The organism is Paenibacillus sp. A3, from assembly GCF_001399685.1.
Lineage (GTDB): Bacteria > Bacillota > Bacilli > Paenibacillales > NBRC-103111 > Paenibacillus_G.
Genome location: NZ_JTHN01000069.1, coordinates 24,648 through 42,070, shown reverse-complemented (window position 1 = coordinate 42,070; position 17,423 = coordinate 24,648). Strand labels below are relative to the sequence as shown.

The following is a 17,423-nucleotide window of genomic DNA, read 5'->3' as shown; positions in this document are numbered from 1 at the left end:
TCGGTTCTATGCATCCGCGTCATGAGATGATAACTCATTTGTTAAAACAACAACGATATCAAGAAGCGGAAGCCCATGCCATCGAGCACGTCCGTTTATTTCCCATAGACGGGCAAGGGTGGGTTCTATTGGGAGAGGCGTTATTGCATCAACAGAACGGTGAAATGGCACGCCTTATGTTTGAGAGGGCGCATCTTTTGGACCCCGAGGCAACTTGGATGCCATCAGCGTATCAAGAACTGGAGAAAACCCCTATAGGGGGTGTGAGACAGGATATCGTCGATTTGCTGCAAACAAAACCGGTTAGCGTATCGGCAGCTATTATTGTCAAAAATGAAGAGCGCTGCATTAAGCGCTGCCTTGATAGCATCATTGGGGTGTTTGACGAGATCGTTGTTGTAGATTCCGGTTCGATCGATCAAACGTTGTCGATCCTAACGGATTACCCAACCGTTAAAGTTCATCAAACGGTATGGAACGATAGTTTTTCGCAATTGCGCAATGAGGCACTTGCCCATGTCACCTCCGATTGGGTGTTTTGGCTGGATGCGGACGAGTGGCTTCATCCCGAAGATCAGGCAAATATTCGAACGGCTGCAGCGCTTTACTCTGGTTTAGGCCATATTATCCCGGTGCTGCATGTCGGATTGATCAATCAAGTAAATGGTACGGAGGTATGCGATTATTCCGTACCCCGTTTATTCCCGGCCCAACGGGGACTTTATTACAGCGGCCGAATCCATGAACAAATCGCTACGCAGGAAGAAGGAATATTTACTTCCAATGTTTTGCATAAACCGACTAAAATCAGAGTGTTCCACGACGGCTACGAAGCCTTTGTTAAAGAGGATAAAGATAAGTTTAACCGCAATATCCATCTCCTTCGTCTGATGACGCAAGAAGAGCCCGAAAATTCGGGCTGGTGGTATTTTTTGGGGAGAGAGACGATGTCCCTGGGAGATTACGACAACGCTTTGGACTATCTGAGAAAATCCGAGGAGCATGCCCGTGCCAATCCCAAATTTGGAAGAATGCCAGAAGTTTACATGCTGATGACCCGAATACTGGCATCGCGCAACGAATGGGAGCAGGCCGAAGAATGCTGCCGCAAGGCGTTGAAGCTCCATCCTGACTTTCCCGATGCCCGTTATGCGCTCGCGGAAATACAGATGAGAAAAGCACGGTTGTTGCTTCAAGAGGCCGAAGGACACATTGGAGCAGCTGTTGAAGGCTTTGGAACTTACCGGGGGACCGTGACTGCGGACCGCGACATTCTTGCATGGAAAGCCGATGTCCTAAAGGCTGATTTATTGGTTCACTCCGGGAAAATAGCGGAAGCCGGGTTTCTGTTAAAAAAAGTGAGGCAAGGCCATCCCAAAATGACGGTTCTATCCAACAAACTAGCCTTCTTTGATCTACAGCGAAGATTGCTTGATCAATACAATCAGCAAAGATGAAAACAGACGGAGGCGAGCATTCATGTTTTTGAGCAAGAGGATCGTTATTCAAGTGCTCCTGATTTTGTCCCTGGCGATTGCTATACCCGTTTCGGCTTTTGCAGATACAGCGCCGAATAGCAGTGCAGCCAAGGGGACTGTAAGCGGGGACGTGACGGACCGCAGCGGGAAGCCGATACCGAATGCAATCGTGGTTGCTTTGGATAGCCGCGGCCAAACGGTTGCGCAGGATATCACCAATCCGGACGGCAATTACCGTCTGAACGTTACGCCTGGAACGTATACGATTGAGGCCATTTACGAAACCGAGGGTTCCAGCAGTTCCGTTACTGTTAGTCAGGATCAAACCAAGACAGCCAACTTTTCATTGAATACGATGCTGCTTAGCGGTGTTGTCACGAGAAGCGGCTCCAATGGCCCGCTGCCTTCCGGAACAAAAGTGAGACTGATCGATGAGAATACGGGCTTTATGTATAATGAGGCTTCCGTTTCGCCGGACGGAGCTTTTACGGTTCCGATCAATGAAGGCTCTTATACCGTGGCGGTCTATTCGTCTCAAGACGAACCGTATTACGGCTCTGTATCGGGCCTTACAACGGATTCGTCAAAGTCCCCTCTTACGATCGAGCTTAACCCGGCCGGAAAAGTCAGCGGTACGATTCAATCCGCATCCGGATTAACAGCGAAATTCAAAGTAAAAGCCCTTAATCAACAGGGAATGATGTTGAACGAAACACGGGCAGATGAGAACGGTCTTTATACGCTTGCAGTCCCTACTGGCCAAGTTGCCATCATTGCAGCCGTAGAAAATGAAACCGGCACGCAAGCTACTTCCGAAGCGGCCATTACGCCCGGTTCAACGACAATGAATCTGACGGTTATGAATTCCGGCTTGAAGGTGAGTCTGGCTAATGCGCCAACTGACTCAACTGGTCGTGTTCGCGTTTTCGATTTGCTAGGCAACGCCTATGCTCCGGGTGTCGATCCATCGTCTCCCAACGGTACTTATGCATTTTTATTGCCGCCCGGAACTTACATTGTGAAAGCTAGCGCTGGGGCATACGCCGGGATTAGTCAGCCCGTAACTCTTTCACCCGGCAAAAATGAGTCTGTAGCGATTACGTTGGGAAATGCCGGTACATTATCGGGCAAAGTATCTTATTCTGATAACCGACCGCAAACAAGCTTTGAGGACATTTCAATCACCGTGCAAGATAAGAACGGACAAGTTGTCGACAAGCTGGCACCGCTTCATGATGGCAGCTATGAGACTCTTTTGCCTGTAGGAAATTATCGTATTACTGCGGCAGCGGGAGATTCGGTCGCGGTAAAAGAAAATTTGAGCATTCTGGAAGGACAGACCAGCACGTATGATCCGACGATAAATCCGACAGAAATCACCGGTAAAGTGACCGAAGCGGACGGAACGATGATACGATATGCGACAATCGTTGCTCTGTCTCAAGACGGCAGATCCTATTCTTTCACCACATCGAAGGAAGACGGGACATACACACTAAAGGTTCCGCCCGGAAGCTATACATTAAAAACAATGCATTACCATAAAGTGGCGCTAAATAAAAATGTTAGCGTCTCCCGAGGCTCAAGCGTTACGGTAAATCCGGTATTAGGCGCGGCCGGCATATTCAATGGTTATGTTTCCAACGGGAAAACAAACGTAGGCGGAGCTTCGGCTATCGTACTCGATCAGACTCGAACGCCTGTCGATCGTATCGCGACTCACGCGGATACAGGCTTCTTTTCCTTGATGCTTCCGGCCGGCCAATATACCGTTGATAGTAAATCTTTTGACGGCAATCAGACACCGACTGCGATAACCGTTGCCGCGGAGCAAACATTACATCACAAATTGACAACGGAAGCCGGTAAAATTGGCGGCACGATCTTCGCTGCAGACGGCAAAACTCCACTGGGTGGGGTCATCGTCCGCGCGACTAATGAAGCCTATTCCAATTATACGAAAACAAACGGTGACGGCACGTTTGCCTTGTTTGTTCCTGCCGGAACTTATACGTTGACAGCGAAAAAAAGCAATGTGGGAAGCATAACGAAAAACGTAGCCGTCAACAAGGAAAAGGATGTATTCGTCCAAGCTTCATTGCAAACAAACGGTGTTATGGCGGGGAGAATTACGAACGGGTCTAACCCTGCAGCACAAGCATGGGTTAAAGTCTATGATTCTGCCGACGGCATGCTGCTTGAGAAAATACAAACAGGGCAGGACGGGGCCTTTTCCATCACGTTGCCTGCCGGAACTTACGTCTTCCGAGCGGAGTCGTCGGGATTCGTTTCTGCTGAAACTCGCGTAACGGCAATAGCGGACAAGATCGTGGTTAACGATATGACGCTTTATACCTCTAGCGGCAATTCGTCGGATAGTGGTACGTCAAGCTCTAGCCAAAGTACCGCCGGATCTGCGGGCGGGTCGCAACCAACGCCGACACCGAACGCGGCGGAAGTCGTTCTGGATCCGAGCAAAGACGGGATTGTTGTCCAAGAGACCAATAGCTTAGGACAAACGGCAACCAAAATAACGTTAGACAAGGACAAATTAGCCGCAGCTTTGCAAGCGGCCAGCTCGGTAATCGTTCAAATCGATCGTGCCGACGTATTGACTAAAGTCGAGCTTCCGGGGGAGTCATTCCAAACTCCGGATAAAATTCAAGCCGGTGCCATGATCACGTTACGCACAGATGCGGTGGAATATAAGCTGCCGGTTCACGTATTACGTACTTGGACCCAGTCTTTGACAACGATGCAAAACATCAAGATTACCGTGGCTATCGAGAAGCTGCCGTCAAGTAGGAATGAGAAGATTATCAAGACGAATCAACTGACCGGGACACTGCTTCCCAATCCTTTGGATTTCAAAATTACGGCCGAAGGCAGCAACGGTTTATCGCAGGAGCTAGTGAATTTTGGGGCAGTTTATGTGGAGCGTAAAGTAATTGTTCCCGGCACCGATCCCAATAGGGACCATGTTACAGCCGTTACGATTGATCCGGTTACCCATGAAGCGACCTTTATTCCTTCCTATTTCGAAAAAGGAGAGAATGCTTCTACAGTTAAAATTTTTTCGACCCATAATAGCATTTATACCGTAGTAACGGCCAATCATACCTTTGATGACATTGTCGGACACTGGGCGGAATCGGACATCCGGCGGCTGGCGTCGAAGTTTATTGTAAAGGGGATGACCGACAAGCTCTATGAGCCCGATAAAAAAATAACGCGCGCGGAATTTACTTCGCTGCTTGTCCGTTCGTTAGGCTTGCTGGAAGATCCAGGCTATCCGACCTTTAATGACATTCAGCCAAAAGATTGGTACGCCGGATCGGTCGGTGCTGCTGTAAAAGCGGGTCTTGTGAACGGCTTCGAAAACGGGACGTTCGAACCGAACGGCAGCATTACCCGCGAACAGATGGCTGTCATGATCAACAGAGCGCTTAAGGCAGCGGGAAGCGATCCGTCTTCCAAAGAGGCTGAGATGCGGATAGACAAATTCAAGGACCGCGGAGCCATTAGCGAGTGGACGGTTGCTTCCATTGAACAAGCTGTTCGAACAGGGATCATTGAAGGAATGACCGAAACGACGTTCGAGCCTTCTTTGGATTCGACGCGAGCTCAAGTCGCAACGGTGCTTAAGCGATTCTTGCAATACGTAAAGTTCACCAACTAATGGTGTATTGAGATTTAATCACCTTTAGTCGGGTAAAGCGTCCCTAACTGGAGTTGGGGACGTTTTTGAGCTGAAACGCTTGCAGTGCGGCGGACATTTGTGTCACAATACATGGTAAAGTGTTCAGGGATGGAGTCGGGGGCTTTATGGAACAAGAGAAGCTAAAAAAAATGATCGAGGCCGCCAAGCTTTATTATTTGCTGGATTACAGCCAACAGGATATCGCGAACAAGCTGGAGGTTTCCCGGCCGACCGTTTCTCGTCTGCTTCAGCAGGCGAAGGAGGAAGGAATCGTCGAGATTCGCATTTCGGACCCGACCGAGGACCGCAAAATCCTGAGCGAGCAGCTGGAAGAGAAATTCGGGCTGAAGCGGGCGCTGGTCGCGTCCATCCCGTTGTTCGAGGATCATGTAATCAAGCAGTATTTGGGCAAGCTGACGGCGGACTATTTGAGGGAAATCGTCCAGGACGGCGATATCATCGGTACCATCTGGGGCACGACCATCTATCAGGTGGCGACGCACCTGGAGCACAAAGCGCTGAAGGACGTCCGAATCGTCCAACTGAAGGGCGGCGTCAGCCACTCCGAGAAGAAGACATACGCCTCGGAAACGCTTCATTTGTTCGGGATGGCGTTCGATGCGACGCCTTACCAGCTGCCGCTGCCAGCCATCGTCGACCACGTCGTGGTGAAACAGGCGATTGAGGCGGACCGCCACATCCGGAAGCTGCTTGATATGGGGAAGCAGGCGAATATCGCTTTGTTCACGGTTGGCGTACCCCGGACGGATTCGCTGCTGTTCCAGCTTGGCTATTTTACGGAGCAGGATATGCAGCTGATCGCCGACCATGCGGTAGGAGATATCGCTTCCCGGTTCTTCGATAAAAACGGCGCCATTTGCAACGAGACGCTGAATGCCCGCACGATCGGGATCGAACTGCACGAGCTTAAGACGAAAGACCAGTCGATTCTCATCGCAGGCGGCTTGAAGAAGGTCGAAGGCATCCGCGGCGCATTGAAAGCGCAGTACGCGAATGTGTTGGTAACGGATCAGTACACGGCTAAAATATTATTGGAGCAAGAAGGGTAACGCATTTTATCAGATTAGGCATCCCGCTAAAAGGATAAGGAACCATCCGGGCGCAAGCTTGGATGGTTTCTTTTTTGCCCAATTCCAGAACGAATGTGAATGATAAACCATACAAATGATCGAAAAAAACAGGGATTTTGGAATCGGAATCATGAGGTCAACCATAGAAAACGCAAGGTATTCCACAATTTGTTCAAAATTGCTTTATTGGTAAGAACAAAAGTTCAATAACATATTTACATTTGTTCAGTCGCTTGTTATAGTTAAATTGTAATCGAAGCCGCTTCGAAACAACATCATAATTTAAAGCACATAAAAACATCATGGCCAAGGAAATGCTAAAATGACAGCATCGTACAGACCCGTTGTTCCATCTTCGTGTTCGATGTTGAAGCTTTTTTGCATTCGTTGCTAACGCTTTCAATCAAACAGTTCGCTTCTCTTTACTTGCCAAATTAGACGAGGCTGGGGGAATTCCGATGAAATTTTTATTCGTAGCGGCCGGATTGCTGCTGGTGTTTGCGGTGGGCTATTTGTTCAGCAACAACCGGAAAGGAATTCGCAGCAGACCGATTCTGGCTATGCTCGTTACGCAAATTGTGCTGAGCTTTATCATACTGAATACGAAGATCGGTCTGGAACTGATCACGTTCGTCTCCCGATTGTTCAACAAGCTGATGGAATTCGGGGTAGGCGGTGTCAACTTCGTCTTCGGCGGCTTGGAAAATCAGGGCGCTTCGACCTTTTTTATTAACGTGCTGCTGCCGATCATCTTTATCTCGATTCTGATCGGCATCCTGAACTATGTGAAGGTGCTGCCGTTCGTCATCAAATACGTAGGTCTGGCGCTCAGCAAATTGAACGGCATGGGCCGGCTGGAAAACTATGTGGCCGTTTCCGCCGCGCTGCTCGGTCAATCGGAAGTGTTCCTGACAACGAAGAAGCAGCTCAGCCAGGTCACGAAGCAGCGGCTGTATACGCTTTGCACATCGGCGATGAGCGCGGTCAGCATCTCGATCGTCGGGGCATACATGACGATGCTTGAACCGAGGTACGTCGTGGTCGCCATCGTGCTGAACATTTTCTCGGCGCTGATTGTCGCCAACATTATTAACCCATACAAGCTCGAGCCGGAGGAAGAGCAGGCGACGGTTGTGGCCGACGAGGAGCATCATCCGAAGGAATCGTTCTTCCAGATGATCAGCGAAAGCATTATGGACGGGTTCAAAGTGGCGATTATCGTGGGCGCGATGCTCATCGGCTTTATCGCTTTGATGAATATGATCAACTACGTATTCGAGCTGATATTCCACATTTCGTTCCAATCCGTGCTGGGGTATATTTTCGCACCGGTCGCGTTCCTGATGGGCATCCCGTGGAGCGAAGCCGTGCAGGCGGGAGGCATCATGGCGACGAAGCTGGTGACCAACGAATTCGTTGCGATGCTCAGCTTCAAAGATATCGCTTCGGGCTTGTCGGCCCGTACGGTCGGGATCGTCTCGGTATTCCTGGTCAGCTTTGCGAACTTCAGCTCCATTGGCATTATCACCGGCGCGGTGAAAGCGCTGAACGACAAACGGGGAGACGAGGCTGCACAGTTCGGCTTGAAGCTGCTGCTCGGCTCGACGCTGGCCTCGATCTTGTCGGCCACGCTCATCGGGCTGTTCCTATAAATATTCGATTACTATACTAAACACGGGGAGACGAGAAACATGAGAATGGTTGATTTGATTGCCCGCAAGCGTGACGGTCACGAGCTTAGCAAGACGGAAATTGATTTCATCGTGCAAGGCTATACGAACGGGACGATCCCGGACTACCAGATGTCCTCGTTTCTGATGGCGGCCTTCTTCCGCGGCATGACCCCGATGGAGACGGCGAATATGACGATGGCTATGGTAGCGTCGGGTGATACGATCGATCTGTCCGCTATCGAAGGCGTCAAAGTGGACAAGCACAGCACCGGAGGCGTCGGCGATACGACGACGATCGTTCTTGCGCCGCTCGTCGCCGCGGTCGGCGTTCCCGTAGCGAAGCTGTCCGGGCGCGGACTCGGCCATACCGGGGGAACGGTAGACAAGTTCGAAGCGATTCCGGGATTCCAGGCTGAAATCAGCAGCGAACAATTCATCAAGCAAGTGAACGAAGTGAAAGTTGCGGTGACCGGACCGACCGGAAACCTGACCCCGGCGGACAAAAAGATTTACGCGCTTCGCGATGTGACCGGGACGGTCAATTCGATCCCGCTGATGGCCAGCTCGATCATGAGTAAAAAAATCGCCTCCGGTTCCGATGCTATCGTTCTGGATGTCAAAGTAGGCGCCGGCGCGTTCATGAAAGACTTGGACAGCGCCAAGGAGCTGGCGAAGGCGATGGTAGACATCGGCAACAACGTGGGACGCAATACGATGGCGGTCATTTCCGATATGAATCAGCCGCTCGGCTTTGCGATCGGCAACGCGCTCGAGGTGAAGGAAGCGATCGATACGCTGCGCGGCGAAGGTCCCGAAGATTTGCACGAACTGTGCTTGACGCTCGGCAGTCATATGGTATATTTGGCAAAGCAGGCTGCTAGCGTGAGCGAAGCGCGGAGTAAGCTGGAGGAAGCGATTTCCAGCGGCCGGGCATTGGAGACGTTTAAAGCGTTCATTGCCGCACAGGGCGGAGACGCGTCGATCGTAGACGACCCGTCCAAACTGCCGGCTGCCGCATACCGTATCGAGGTGAAGGCGAAAGAGGCGGGCTATGTCTCGGAGATCGTCGCCGACAGTATCGGCACCGCGGCGATGATCTTGGGCGCGGGACGCGCAACGAAGGAATCCGAGATCGATCTGAGTGTTGGCCTGATGCTGCACAAAAAAATCGGCGACGAAGTGAAGCCCGGGGATAAGCTTGTTACCATTCACAGCAATCGCGAAACGGTGGATGACGTTATTGAAAGCATCTACGAATCGTACACCATCGCCTCCGGCAAAGTGGAACGTCCGGTTCTGGTGCACGCGGAAATTCATTAAACTTAGTTTCGAGGGTTGAAAAACGAACGGAGGAGTAAGCAGATGACAACAAACGAAATCGCCCGATTAATCGACCATACCTTATTAAAAGCCGATGCTAGCCGTGAGGCGGTGATCCGGTTGGCGGAGGAAGCGAAGCAGTACCGTTTCGCCTCGGTTTGCGTCAATCCGGCACAGGTGAAGACAGCTTATGAAGTGCTGAAGGACACGCCCGACGTGAAGGTGTGCACGGTCATCGGTTTTCCGCTGGGGGCGACGATGCCGGAAGTGAAGGCGTTCGAAGTCCGGGAAGCTATCGCTGCCGGAGCGACGGAAGTCGATATGGTGATCAATATCGGTGCGCTCAAGGATAAGCAGGACGATCTGGTGGAACAGGATATCCGGGCCGTCGTCGAAGCGGCTAAAGGCAAGGCGCTGACGAAGGTCATTATCGAAACCTGCCTCTTGACCGACGAAGAGAAGGAGCGGGCATGCCGTTTGGCGGTGAAGGCCGGCGCGGATTTCGTGAAGACATCGACGGGTTTTTCGACCGGCGGAGCTACGGCAGCGGATATCGCGCTGATGCGCAAAACGGTAGGCCCGGACATCGGAGTGAAGGCGTCCGGCGGCGTGCGCAGCCTGGAGGATGTTAAAGCAATGATCGAAGCGGGGGCTACCCGAATCGGCTCCAGCTCCGGCGTATCGATCGTCAAAGGCGAGCAGTCCAGCAGCGCGTACTAATCGAAATTGAACGAAGCGCGCCTCAAAGCTCCCTGCAATGCAACATTTATTTACTTAGGCTCCAAGGACCTTCCATTATGGGAGGTCCTTTAGGCTGTTGAGAAAGTGGATTTTCACAAAAAAATAGAGATGCAAACGGAGGTGGGGTATCCGCTGGAGAAGCGATAGCGTCCGCCTTTGTCTTCGGGAAATGTCCGCTAACAAGCGGCTTCCAATCAAATTTCCCGAGGACCCGGGGTCCCCGCAAAGTATTCGGACTAAGCTTCCTGATTCAACTTCACTTTGCGGGGTGGGGCAGCGGTCGGAAGCGGATACCCCGCCCCCTCGTAACCTCTATTATCTCAATTAACCACTTTCTCAACAAACCCAGGACCTTCCTTACGGGAGGTCCTTTTTAACGTGCGGCCCGGTTGCCTGAGGCCGGCGGATTTGCGATAATGCCTATAGGACATGAATGAGATAGAGAGGTGTTTGGATGGAGAGCAAGAAGAAGATCTTCGCTTTTTTGGGATCGTATGCGGATGCGGCCGATCCGGGCTTGTACGCATGCAGATTCGATCCCGATACCGGAAGTCTCGAACTGACCGATCAAACGGCCGGGCTGCAGAATCCGACGTTTTTGGATGTGAATGCTGAAGGCATGAAGCTATATGCGATCACGGAGGCAGCAGATTCCGAAGGCAAGCGCTGTGGGGCTGCCGCGGCCTACGGGTTCGATCCCGAAACCGGCAAGCTGTCGCTGCTCGGCAAGGAGCTGACGGTGCCGGCGACCACGTGTCACATTACTTTGGACCGCACCCATACATACATCATGGTCGCAAGCTACCACGGCGGCCTGATCGGGCTATCTTCGCTGCTGGAGGACGGACGCATCGGCAAGACCGCGGACATCCGCCGGCACGAAGGCTCCAGCGTCCTGCCCGTGCAAAATCAGGCGCGTGCGCACTCCGTATTCGTCGATCGTTTCAACCGCTACGCCATCGTCTGCGATCTGGGGCTGGATCGCGTCTTTACTTACAAACTCGACGTCGCTGCCGGACAGCTGCTTCCTCATGACGAAGTTCGGGTAGCGCCGGGGTCGGGACCGCGGCACTTTGTTTTTCATCCGTCGCTGTCTTACGGCTACGTCATCAACGAGCTGGGTTCAACGATTACGGCATTCTCCTACGATCGGGAGCAGGGCAAGCTTGGCGAAATACAGACCGTCTCGACGCTGCCCGCTTCTTATGAAGGGGACAATGCGTGCGCCGATATTCACGTCTCGCCGGACGGCAAATTTCTGTACGGCTCCAATCGCGGACATGATAGCATCGCGGTGTATGCCATCGATTCCTCAACCGGCAAACTCACGCTCGTCGAGCATGCTTCGACGCTTGGAGGACATCCGCGTAACTTCGCGCTCTCGCCGGACGGTCGCTTCCTGCTCGTAGCCAACCGGGATTCGAATCAAATCGTGACGTTCTCGCGGGACGCGGCTACCGGGAAGCTTCGGCCTACGGGGGACAGACTGGATGTGTCAAAGCCCGTGTGCATCAAGTTTGCGGCAATCGGTTAGTTCATGACGGAGGTCCTTGTTCACCAAGGACCCCGTCGTTTTTTATTTTGAACCGCGGATGGAGATGCGTACCACATGAACCGGAGCCCCAACCTTCGCATAGCGGAACACTAGCGGCTTCTCCGGCCATCCGTTGATTTTATAAAGGAGCAAATCCCCCTGACGCAGCACAACCGATAAATCGTCGCCCGATGAAAATTCCACATCCCCGTCAACCGGATGTATGCATTCGTAGCTCACCATATCCGCGGCCAGCCCCGAACGCTGCACATCTTCTCTGTGAGAATCACGGATCAGAACAGGCAGCATTTCGGCCGAATATCCGGGCCCCAGCATCACGTTGAGGTCGTTCCCTTTTCCCCGGCACCGGGTCGTCCAAGCCCCGTCAAAGCGGTCTTGATCAAAAGGCTTCAGCACGGCCGTATGCCGCTGTTCGTGCTCCAGCACAAATTCGCCTTGCGTTGCCATCAGCAATCTTCGGTAGCCGGGCAGACTCGTGAAGCTGGACTCCTCCGCGTGAATTGCCGCTCTGCTGATCCGCCAGTCGAAATTCCGCTGCTCATACGACGCGCCTTCCGGATAGATCGCCATTTGCGTCGTGGCTCCTCCCGACCAGCTCGCCGTTTTTTGATCCTCTTGCCGAATGATTTTGACCGAAAAGCCCATCGAATCGATCACATCGCTTTCTTATTCTTAGGATGAACATACAACGGGACGGCTCAGGAATCAAGGCTTGTCCGGTATTGTAAGATTTTAGCAAGGAAGCGTAACCTTTTCGTAAGCTTTGCTTAGCTTTCGGTTAACGAACAGGCGGTAAAGTAAGGAAGCGCGCGTTGCTATGGAATTCAATAGTCATGACGGGGACGATCGGGTTGTTGCCGCTGGAAAGGGGAGGAGAAGCGCTATGTCCGCAGCATGAGAAAAGAAGAAACTGTATGGCCGTACGGCATCGAGGAAAGCCAAGTCGTTGATTTCCTTCCCGGAACGTGGTAATCTGCCGTTAAACTAACCGGTTAAGGAAGGTAGACTTGTATGAACAAACGCATCCTCATCGTCGACGACGATCATAAAATCGCGAATTTACTTGAGATTTACTTAAAAAACGAAGGCTACGAGGTTCTTAAGGAGCATAACGGAATCGACGCCATAAGACGGATGGAGGAGGAAACCGTCCATCTGGTCATTTTGGACGTAATGATGCCCGAATTGGACGGGATGGAGGTTTGCCGCAAAATCCGGGAGGACAAGACGACGCCGATCCTGATGCTGAGTGCCAAAGATGAGGATATGGACAAAATTTTGGGCCTGATGACGGGGGCCGACGATTATATGGGCAAGCCCTTCAATCCGCTGGAGCTGGTGGCACGGGTCAAGTCGCTGCTGCGGCGGTCGTATTTCAGCGCGCAGACGGCACAGCCGGATGCGGAGGGGATCATCAAGATCAAGTCGATGCAAATCGATAAGCGCAACCATGCCGTCACGATCGACGACCGCCCGATCAAGCTGACGCCGATCGAATTTGGCATTTTATTTTTGCTTGCCAGCCATCCGGGCCGGGTTTTCGGATCGGAGGAAATTTTCGAGCTGATCTGGAAGGAAAAATATTTTGAGACGAACAACTCCGTAACGGTTCATATCAGCCGGCTGCGCGAGAAGCTGGAGAAGGAAATGGCGGGAGAAAAGCTGATTCACACGGTGTGGGGGGTAGGGTACAAAATTGAGAACTAACTGGAGAGTCGCGGTGCCGCTCTTCTGGAGCGTATTAACGACCGCGGTCGTGCTGGCGGTCATTTCGACGATCGCCAAGTCGATTTATTTTTCCAAGCTGTCATTAAATTCGCTGTTTATTTGGATTAATTATTATATCGGTTATCCGGATATTTACTATCTTACGGCGCTGCCTTTGTTCATGCTGTCGGCCTTATATTTTTTCAAACGGGAAAAAGACGCCCGCTACCACAGGTACCTGATCCATATTATCGAGGACGTGCAGCGGATCGCCGACGGCGACTTCGATCATAAGGTGCCCGTGCAGTCTATCGGCGAGCTGGGCCAATTGGCCGGGAACATCAACCAGGTCGTCGAGCGGCTCAAAACGTCGATCGACGAGGAACGGCGGGCCGAGTCCACCAAGAACGAGCTGATTACGAACGTATCCCACGATCTGCGGACTCCGCTCACCTCGATTACCGGCTATCTCGGTCTGATCGAGCAGGACCGTTACCGGGACGAAGTGGAGCTGCGTTATTATGTCAACATGGCGTACGAGGAATCGCTACGGATGTTTCAATTAATTCAGGATTTGTTCGAATACACCCGCTTAAGCAATATTACGGGCGCGACGATCCAGAAGGCCCCGATCAATCTGGTCGAAATGATGCGCCAGCTTTTCGCGCAGTTCCGGCTGCAGCTTCAGGAGGTCGGGATCGAGCAGCATATGACCTTTTTCGAGTCGCAGCTGCTGGTCATGGCCGATGGCAACAAGCTGCGGCGGGTATTCGAGAATTTGATCTCCAATGCGATCAAGTACGGCAGTGAAGGGAAATATCTTGAAGTGATGGGCTTCAAGGAAGGGGATGAAGCCGTGATCCAGATTATCAATTACGGCGAAACGATCCCGCAAACCGATTTGCCTCATATTTTCGAACGGTTTTACCGCGTGGAGAAATCCCGTGCGACGCATACCGGGGGTTCCGGCATCGGCTTGGCCATCGCCAAAAGCATCGTCGAGCTGCACGGAGGCACCATTTCCGCGTCCAGCGACGAGGAGCGGACCGTCTTTACGGTACGCCTGAATCTCCTGGGAGAGAAGGCTAATTCTTAAGAAACTGTACATGAAACGTGCCGAACCTGCAGGGGTAGGCGCGTTTTTTTCGTCTTTATATAGAAAATCTTAAGAAATTCGTTAACTTTTCTTAGTTGATCGTTAAGTAATGAAGTTCATAATAAAGAAAAAAAGCGCTCCGGAAGCGCTCGTTTGTCGGAGGAGGCTTGGATAGAGATGCCGCAACAATTAGAGAAAACCAGAAATTGCCTTAACTTGGAAAATCGCCCGTCCGCCAAGGATGAGGTTCTTTTTAGATCATGGATGGAGCAGCACCGCCGCGAGGTATGGGCTTACGCTTATGGATTAACCCGTAAACACGATGTGGCCGACGATATTACCCAGGATGTGTTTTTGAAGGCTTACCGCCGAATCGCTTCGTTTCGGGGCGACGGCTCCGTGCGGGCGTGGCTGCTCACGATCACCCGCAATACCGTGTTCGATTATCGGAGAAGCTCCTATTTTCGCAAAGTGACGGTTGTGGACAGGGTCGAGACGGAGAAGGCCCATACGTCCGCGGAGGAGGAATATTTAAAGCGCGAGGATAGCCGTGAAATGTTCGGGATGATTCTGGAGATGCCTCTGGCGTTTCGGGACGTGCTGCTGCTTAAGGCCAAATACGAACTGAAGCCCGGTGAAATCGCCTCCTACTTAAAGCTCCCGCTGACGACGATCAAAACAAGACTGCATCGGGCGCGGAAAGAAGCTGTCCGGCGCCTCCAAGTCGAGGGGCGCCCATAACGGCTCCCCGTCTCGCCGGATCTTCCCGCACCCCGGTATGCCCCCTGTCGCGCTTAAAAGTTCCCTCCGTTTCGCCCTTCCTTTCGTTATTTCCGTCCGGACAAGCCTACGGCTTCTTTTCCGAATTTGCCAGAAATTTTCGGTCAACTTCCCTTTGCTTTCTGCATAGGTATTTATTACACTTCAAATCCGAAGAAGAAGCCGGGGCAAAAGCCCGGAAGCGGCGGCTAACGGCGTTACGCATCGTTTCGAAGCGCATATCCTTACGAAGCCAGTTTTGCTAAAGCAAAACTCAAAGCGTATCCTTTCGAAGCCGGTTTTGCTTAGCGCAAAACCCTCAGGAGGTAAGATCATGAATATATTCAAGAAAATCGCCGACTATCGCACGGAAACCGAAAGGCTGGCCTGGACCGGAACCTTCGCCGAGTACATCGAGCTGCTCCGCCGGCATCCGCATCTGGCTATGACGGCGCATGCACGGGTGTACGAAATGATTGCCTCCCACGGCATCCTGGAAGAAAATGGGCGTCGAAAGTATAACTTTTTCGAAAAAGAGATTTTCGGGCTCGATTCTGCGATTGAGAAGCTGGTGGAAGAATATTTCCATTCGGCGGCGCGTCGGTTGGACGTCCGCAAGCGGATCTTGCTTTTGATGGGGCCGGTCAGCGGCGGGAAGTCGACCATTGTCACGATGCTCAAGCGCGGACTTGAGCAGTTCTCGCGCACGGATCAAGGCGCTGTATATGCGATCAAAGGCTGCCCGATGCACGAGGAGCCTTTGCACTTAATTCCGCATGAGCTGAGAAGCGAGGTGGAGCAGGAATTCGGCGTGAGGATCGAGGGTAACCTTTGCCCTTCCTGCCAAATCCGCTTACGGGATGATTACGGGGGACGCATCGAAGACGTACTGGTAGAGCGCGTGCTGCTGTCCGAAGATAGCCGCGTAGGCATCGGGACGTTCAGTCCGTCCGATCCGAAATCGCAGGATATCGCCGACCTGACGGGGAGCATCGATTTCTCCACGATTACCGAGTACGGCTCGGAATCCGATCCGCGGGCTTACCGTTTCGACGGAGAGCTGAACAAGGCTAACCGGGGCTTGATGGAGTTTCAGGAAATGCTGAAATGCGACGAGAAGTTTCTGTGGAACCTGCTGTCCCTCACGCAGGAAGGCAACTTTAAAGCCGGACGGTTCGCCTTGATTTCGGCAGACGAGCTCATTATCGCCCATACGAACGAATCCGAATATAAATCGTTTATTTCCAATAAAAAGAACGAGGCGCTCCAATCGCGGATGATCGTTATGCCGATTCCTTATAATTTGAAGGTGTCGGACGAAGAGAAAATTTACGCCAAGCTGATCCAGCAAAGCGACATGAAGCATGTGCATATCGCGCCTCACTCGCTGAGGGCCGCGGCGATTTTCTCGATTTTGACCCGGTTGAAGGAATCCAAGAAGCAGGGGATGGATCTCGTCAAAAAAATGCGCATGTACGACGGCGAAGAGGTCGAAGGGTACAAGGAAGCGGATTTAAAGGAAATGCAGAGCGAATATTTGGAGGAAGGCATGAGCGGAATCGATCCCCGCTATGTCATCAACCGGATTTCCAGCGCGCTGATCCGGCAAGGTCTGGAATTTATCAATGCGCTGGATGTGCTGCGGGCGCTCAAGGACGGTCTGGACCAGCACCCTTCCATCACGAAGGAGGAACGGGAGCGGTACTTGAACTTCATCTCCATCGCGCGCAAGGAGTACGATGAGCTGGCCAAGAAAGAGGTGCAAAAAGCATTCGTCTACTCGTTCGACGAGTCGGCGAAGACGCTGTTCAACAACTACCTCGACAACATCGAGGCGTATTGCAACTGGACCAAAATCAAAGACCCGCTGACCGGCGAAGAGATGGACCCGGACGAGAGGCTGATGCGTTCGATCGAAGAGCAGATCGGCATTTCGGAAAATGCGAAGAAGGCGTTCCGTGAGGAGATACTGATCCGGATGTCCTCGTATTCGCGCAAAGGGAAGCGGTTCGACTACAGCAGCCACGAGCGGCTGCGCGAAGCGATCGAGAAGAAGCTGTTCGCCGATCTGAAGGACATCGTCAAAATTACGACTTCGACGAAAACCCCTGATGAGAACCAACTGAAGCGAATCAACGAGGTCATTAAGCGTCTTGTCGAGGAGCACGGCTATACGACTGCTTCGGCCAATGAGCTGTTGCGTTACGTCGGCAGCTTGTTGAACCGGTAATTTGCTTGCCTGGGGTAACCAATGAAGAAAAGATCGCCCGAGGGGCGATCAGAGTGTTGAAAAAGAGGATTTT

12 protein-coding genes are annotated in these 17,423 nt (G+C 52.1%); 11 read left to right on the top strand and 1 reads right to left on the bottom strand.

Annotated elements, in window-relative coordinates:
• Positions 1-8: 8 nt before the first annotated feature.
• The 7 genes from QJ48_RS10230 (at position 9) to QJ48_RS10200 (ending at position 11,537) form a co-directional block, all read left to right on the top strand.
• Positions 9-1,457, top strand: a complete 1,449-nt coding sequence (locus tag QJ48_RS10230; protein ID WP_054973521.1) for a glycosyltransferase — start codon at positions 9-11, stop codon at positions 1,455-1,457.
• A gap of 22 nt (positions 1,458-1,479) precedes the next feature.
• Positions 1,480-5,157 carry a carboxypeptidase regulatory-like domain-containing protein gene (locus tag QJ48_RS10225; RefSeq protein WP_054973520.1) on the top strand — a complete coding sequence of 1,226 codons (3,678 nt, stop codon included), beginning with the start codon at positions 1,480-1,482 and terminating at the stop codon, positions 5,155-5,157.
• 146 nt (positions 5,158-5,303) lie between these two features.
• The gene (locus tag QJ48_RS10220; RefSeq protein WP_010496337.1) at positions 5,304-6,248 is read left to right on the top strand and encodes a sugar-binding transcriptional regulator; all 945 of its coding nucleotides are present in this window, start codon (positions 5,304-5,306) and stop codon (positions 6,246-6,248) included.
• Between the two features lie 479 nt (positions 6,249-6,727).
• Entirely contained in the window at positions 6,728-7,921 is a 1,194-nt protein-coding gene (locus tag QJ48_RS10215; protein ID WP_054973519.1) for a NupC/NupG family nucleoside CNT transporter, read from the top strand.
• A gap of 39 nt (positions 7,922-7,960) precedes the next feature.
• Positions 7,961-9,262, top strand: coding sequence for a pyrimidine-nucleoside phosphorylase (locus QJ48_RS10210; protein ID WP_054973518.1), 1,302 nt, complete (start codon positions 7,961-7,963; stop codon positions 9,260-9,262).
• Positions 9,263-9,304: 42 nt separating this feature from the next.
• Positions 9,305-9,982: a deoxyribose-phosphate aldolase gene (gene deoC, locus QJ48_RS10205; RefSeq protein ID WP_054973517.1), complete on the top strand. Its 678-nt coding sequence runs from the start codon at positions 9,305-9,307 to the stop codon at positions 9,980-9,982.
• Positions 9,983-10,457: 475 nt separating this feature from the next.
• Positions 10,458-11,537, top strand: coding sequence for a lactonase family protein (locus QJ48_RS10200; protein WP_054973516.1), 1,080 nt, complete (start codon positions 10,458-10,460; stop codon positions 11,535-11,537).
• Positions 11,538-11,579: 42 nt separating this feature from the next.
• Here QJ48_RS10200 and QJ48_RS10195 read toward each other — a convergent pair whose 3' ends face one another.
• On the bottom strand, positions 11,580-12,215 hold the full coding sequence (locus QJ48_RS10195) for a HutD family protein (RefSeq protein ID WP_054973515.1): 636 nt from the start codon (positions 12,213-12,215) through the stop codon (positions 11,580-11,582).
• Positions 12,216-12,569: 354 nt separating this feature from the next.
• Here QJ48_RS10195 and QJ48_RS10190 point away from each other — a divergent pair, with 354 nt between their 5' ends.
• From QJ48_RS10190 to QJ48_RS10175, 4 genes are all read left to right on the top strand, one after another.
• Positions 12,570-13,265: a response regulator transcription factor gene (locus QJ48_RS10190; RefSeq protein WP_054973514.1), complete on the top strand. Its 696-nt coding sequence runs from the start codon at positions 12,570-12,572 to the stop codon at positions 13,263-13,265.
• The gene (locus QJ48_RS10185; protein WP_054973513.1) at positions 13,255-14,361 is read left to right on the top strand and encodes a cell wall metabolism sensor histidine kinase WalK; all 1,107 of its coding nucleotides are present in this window, start codon (positions 13,255-13,257) and stop codon (positions 14,359-14,361) included. Before QJ48_RS10190 ends, QJ48_RS10185 begins: the two co-directional genes overlap by 11 nt.
• Before the next feature lie 177 nt (positions 14,362-14,538).
• Complete coding sequence (locus QJ48_RS10180) at positions 14,539-15,102, top strand: RNA polymerase sigma factor (protein WP_054973512.1); 564 nt, start codon at positions 14,539-14,541, stop codon at positions 15,100-15,102.
• A gap of 352 nt (positions 15,103-15,454) precedes the next feature.
• The gene (locus tag QJ48_RS10175; RefSeq protein WP_054973511.1) at positions 15,455-17,350 is read left to right on the top strand and encodes a PrkA family serine protein kinase; all 1,896 of its coding nucleotides are present in this window, start codon (positions 15,455-15,457) and stop codon (positions 17,348-17,350) included.
• The last annotated feature ends 73 nt before the right edge of the window (positions 17,351-17,423 follow it).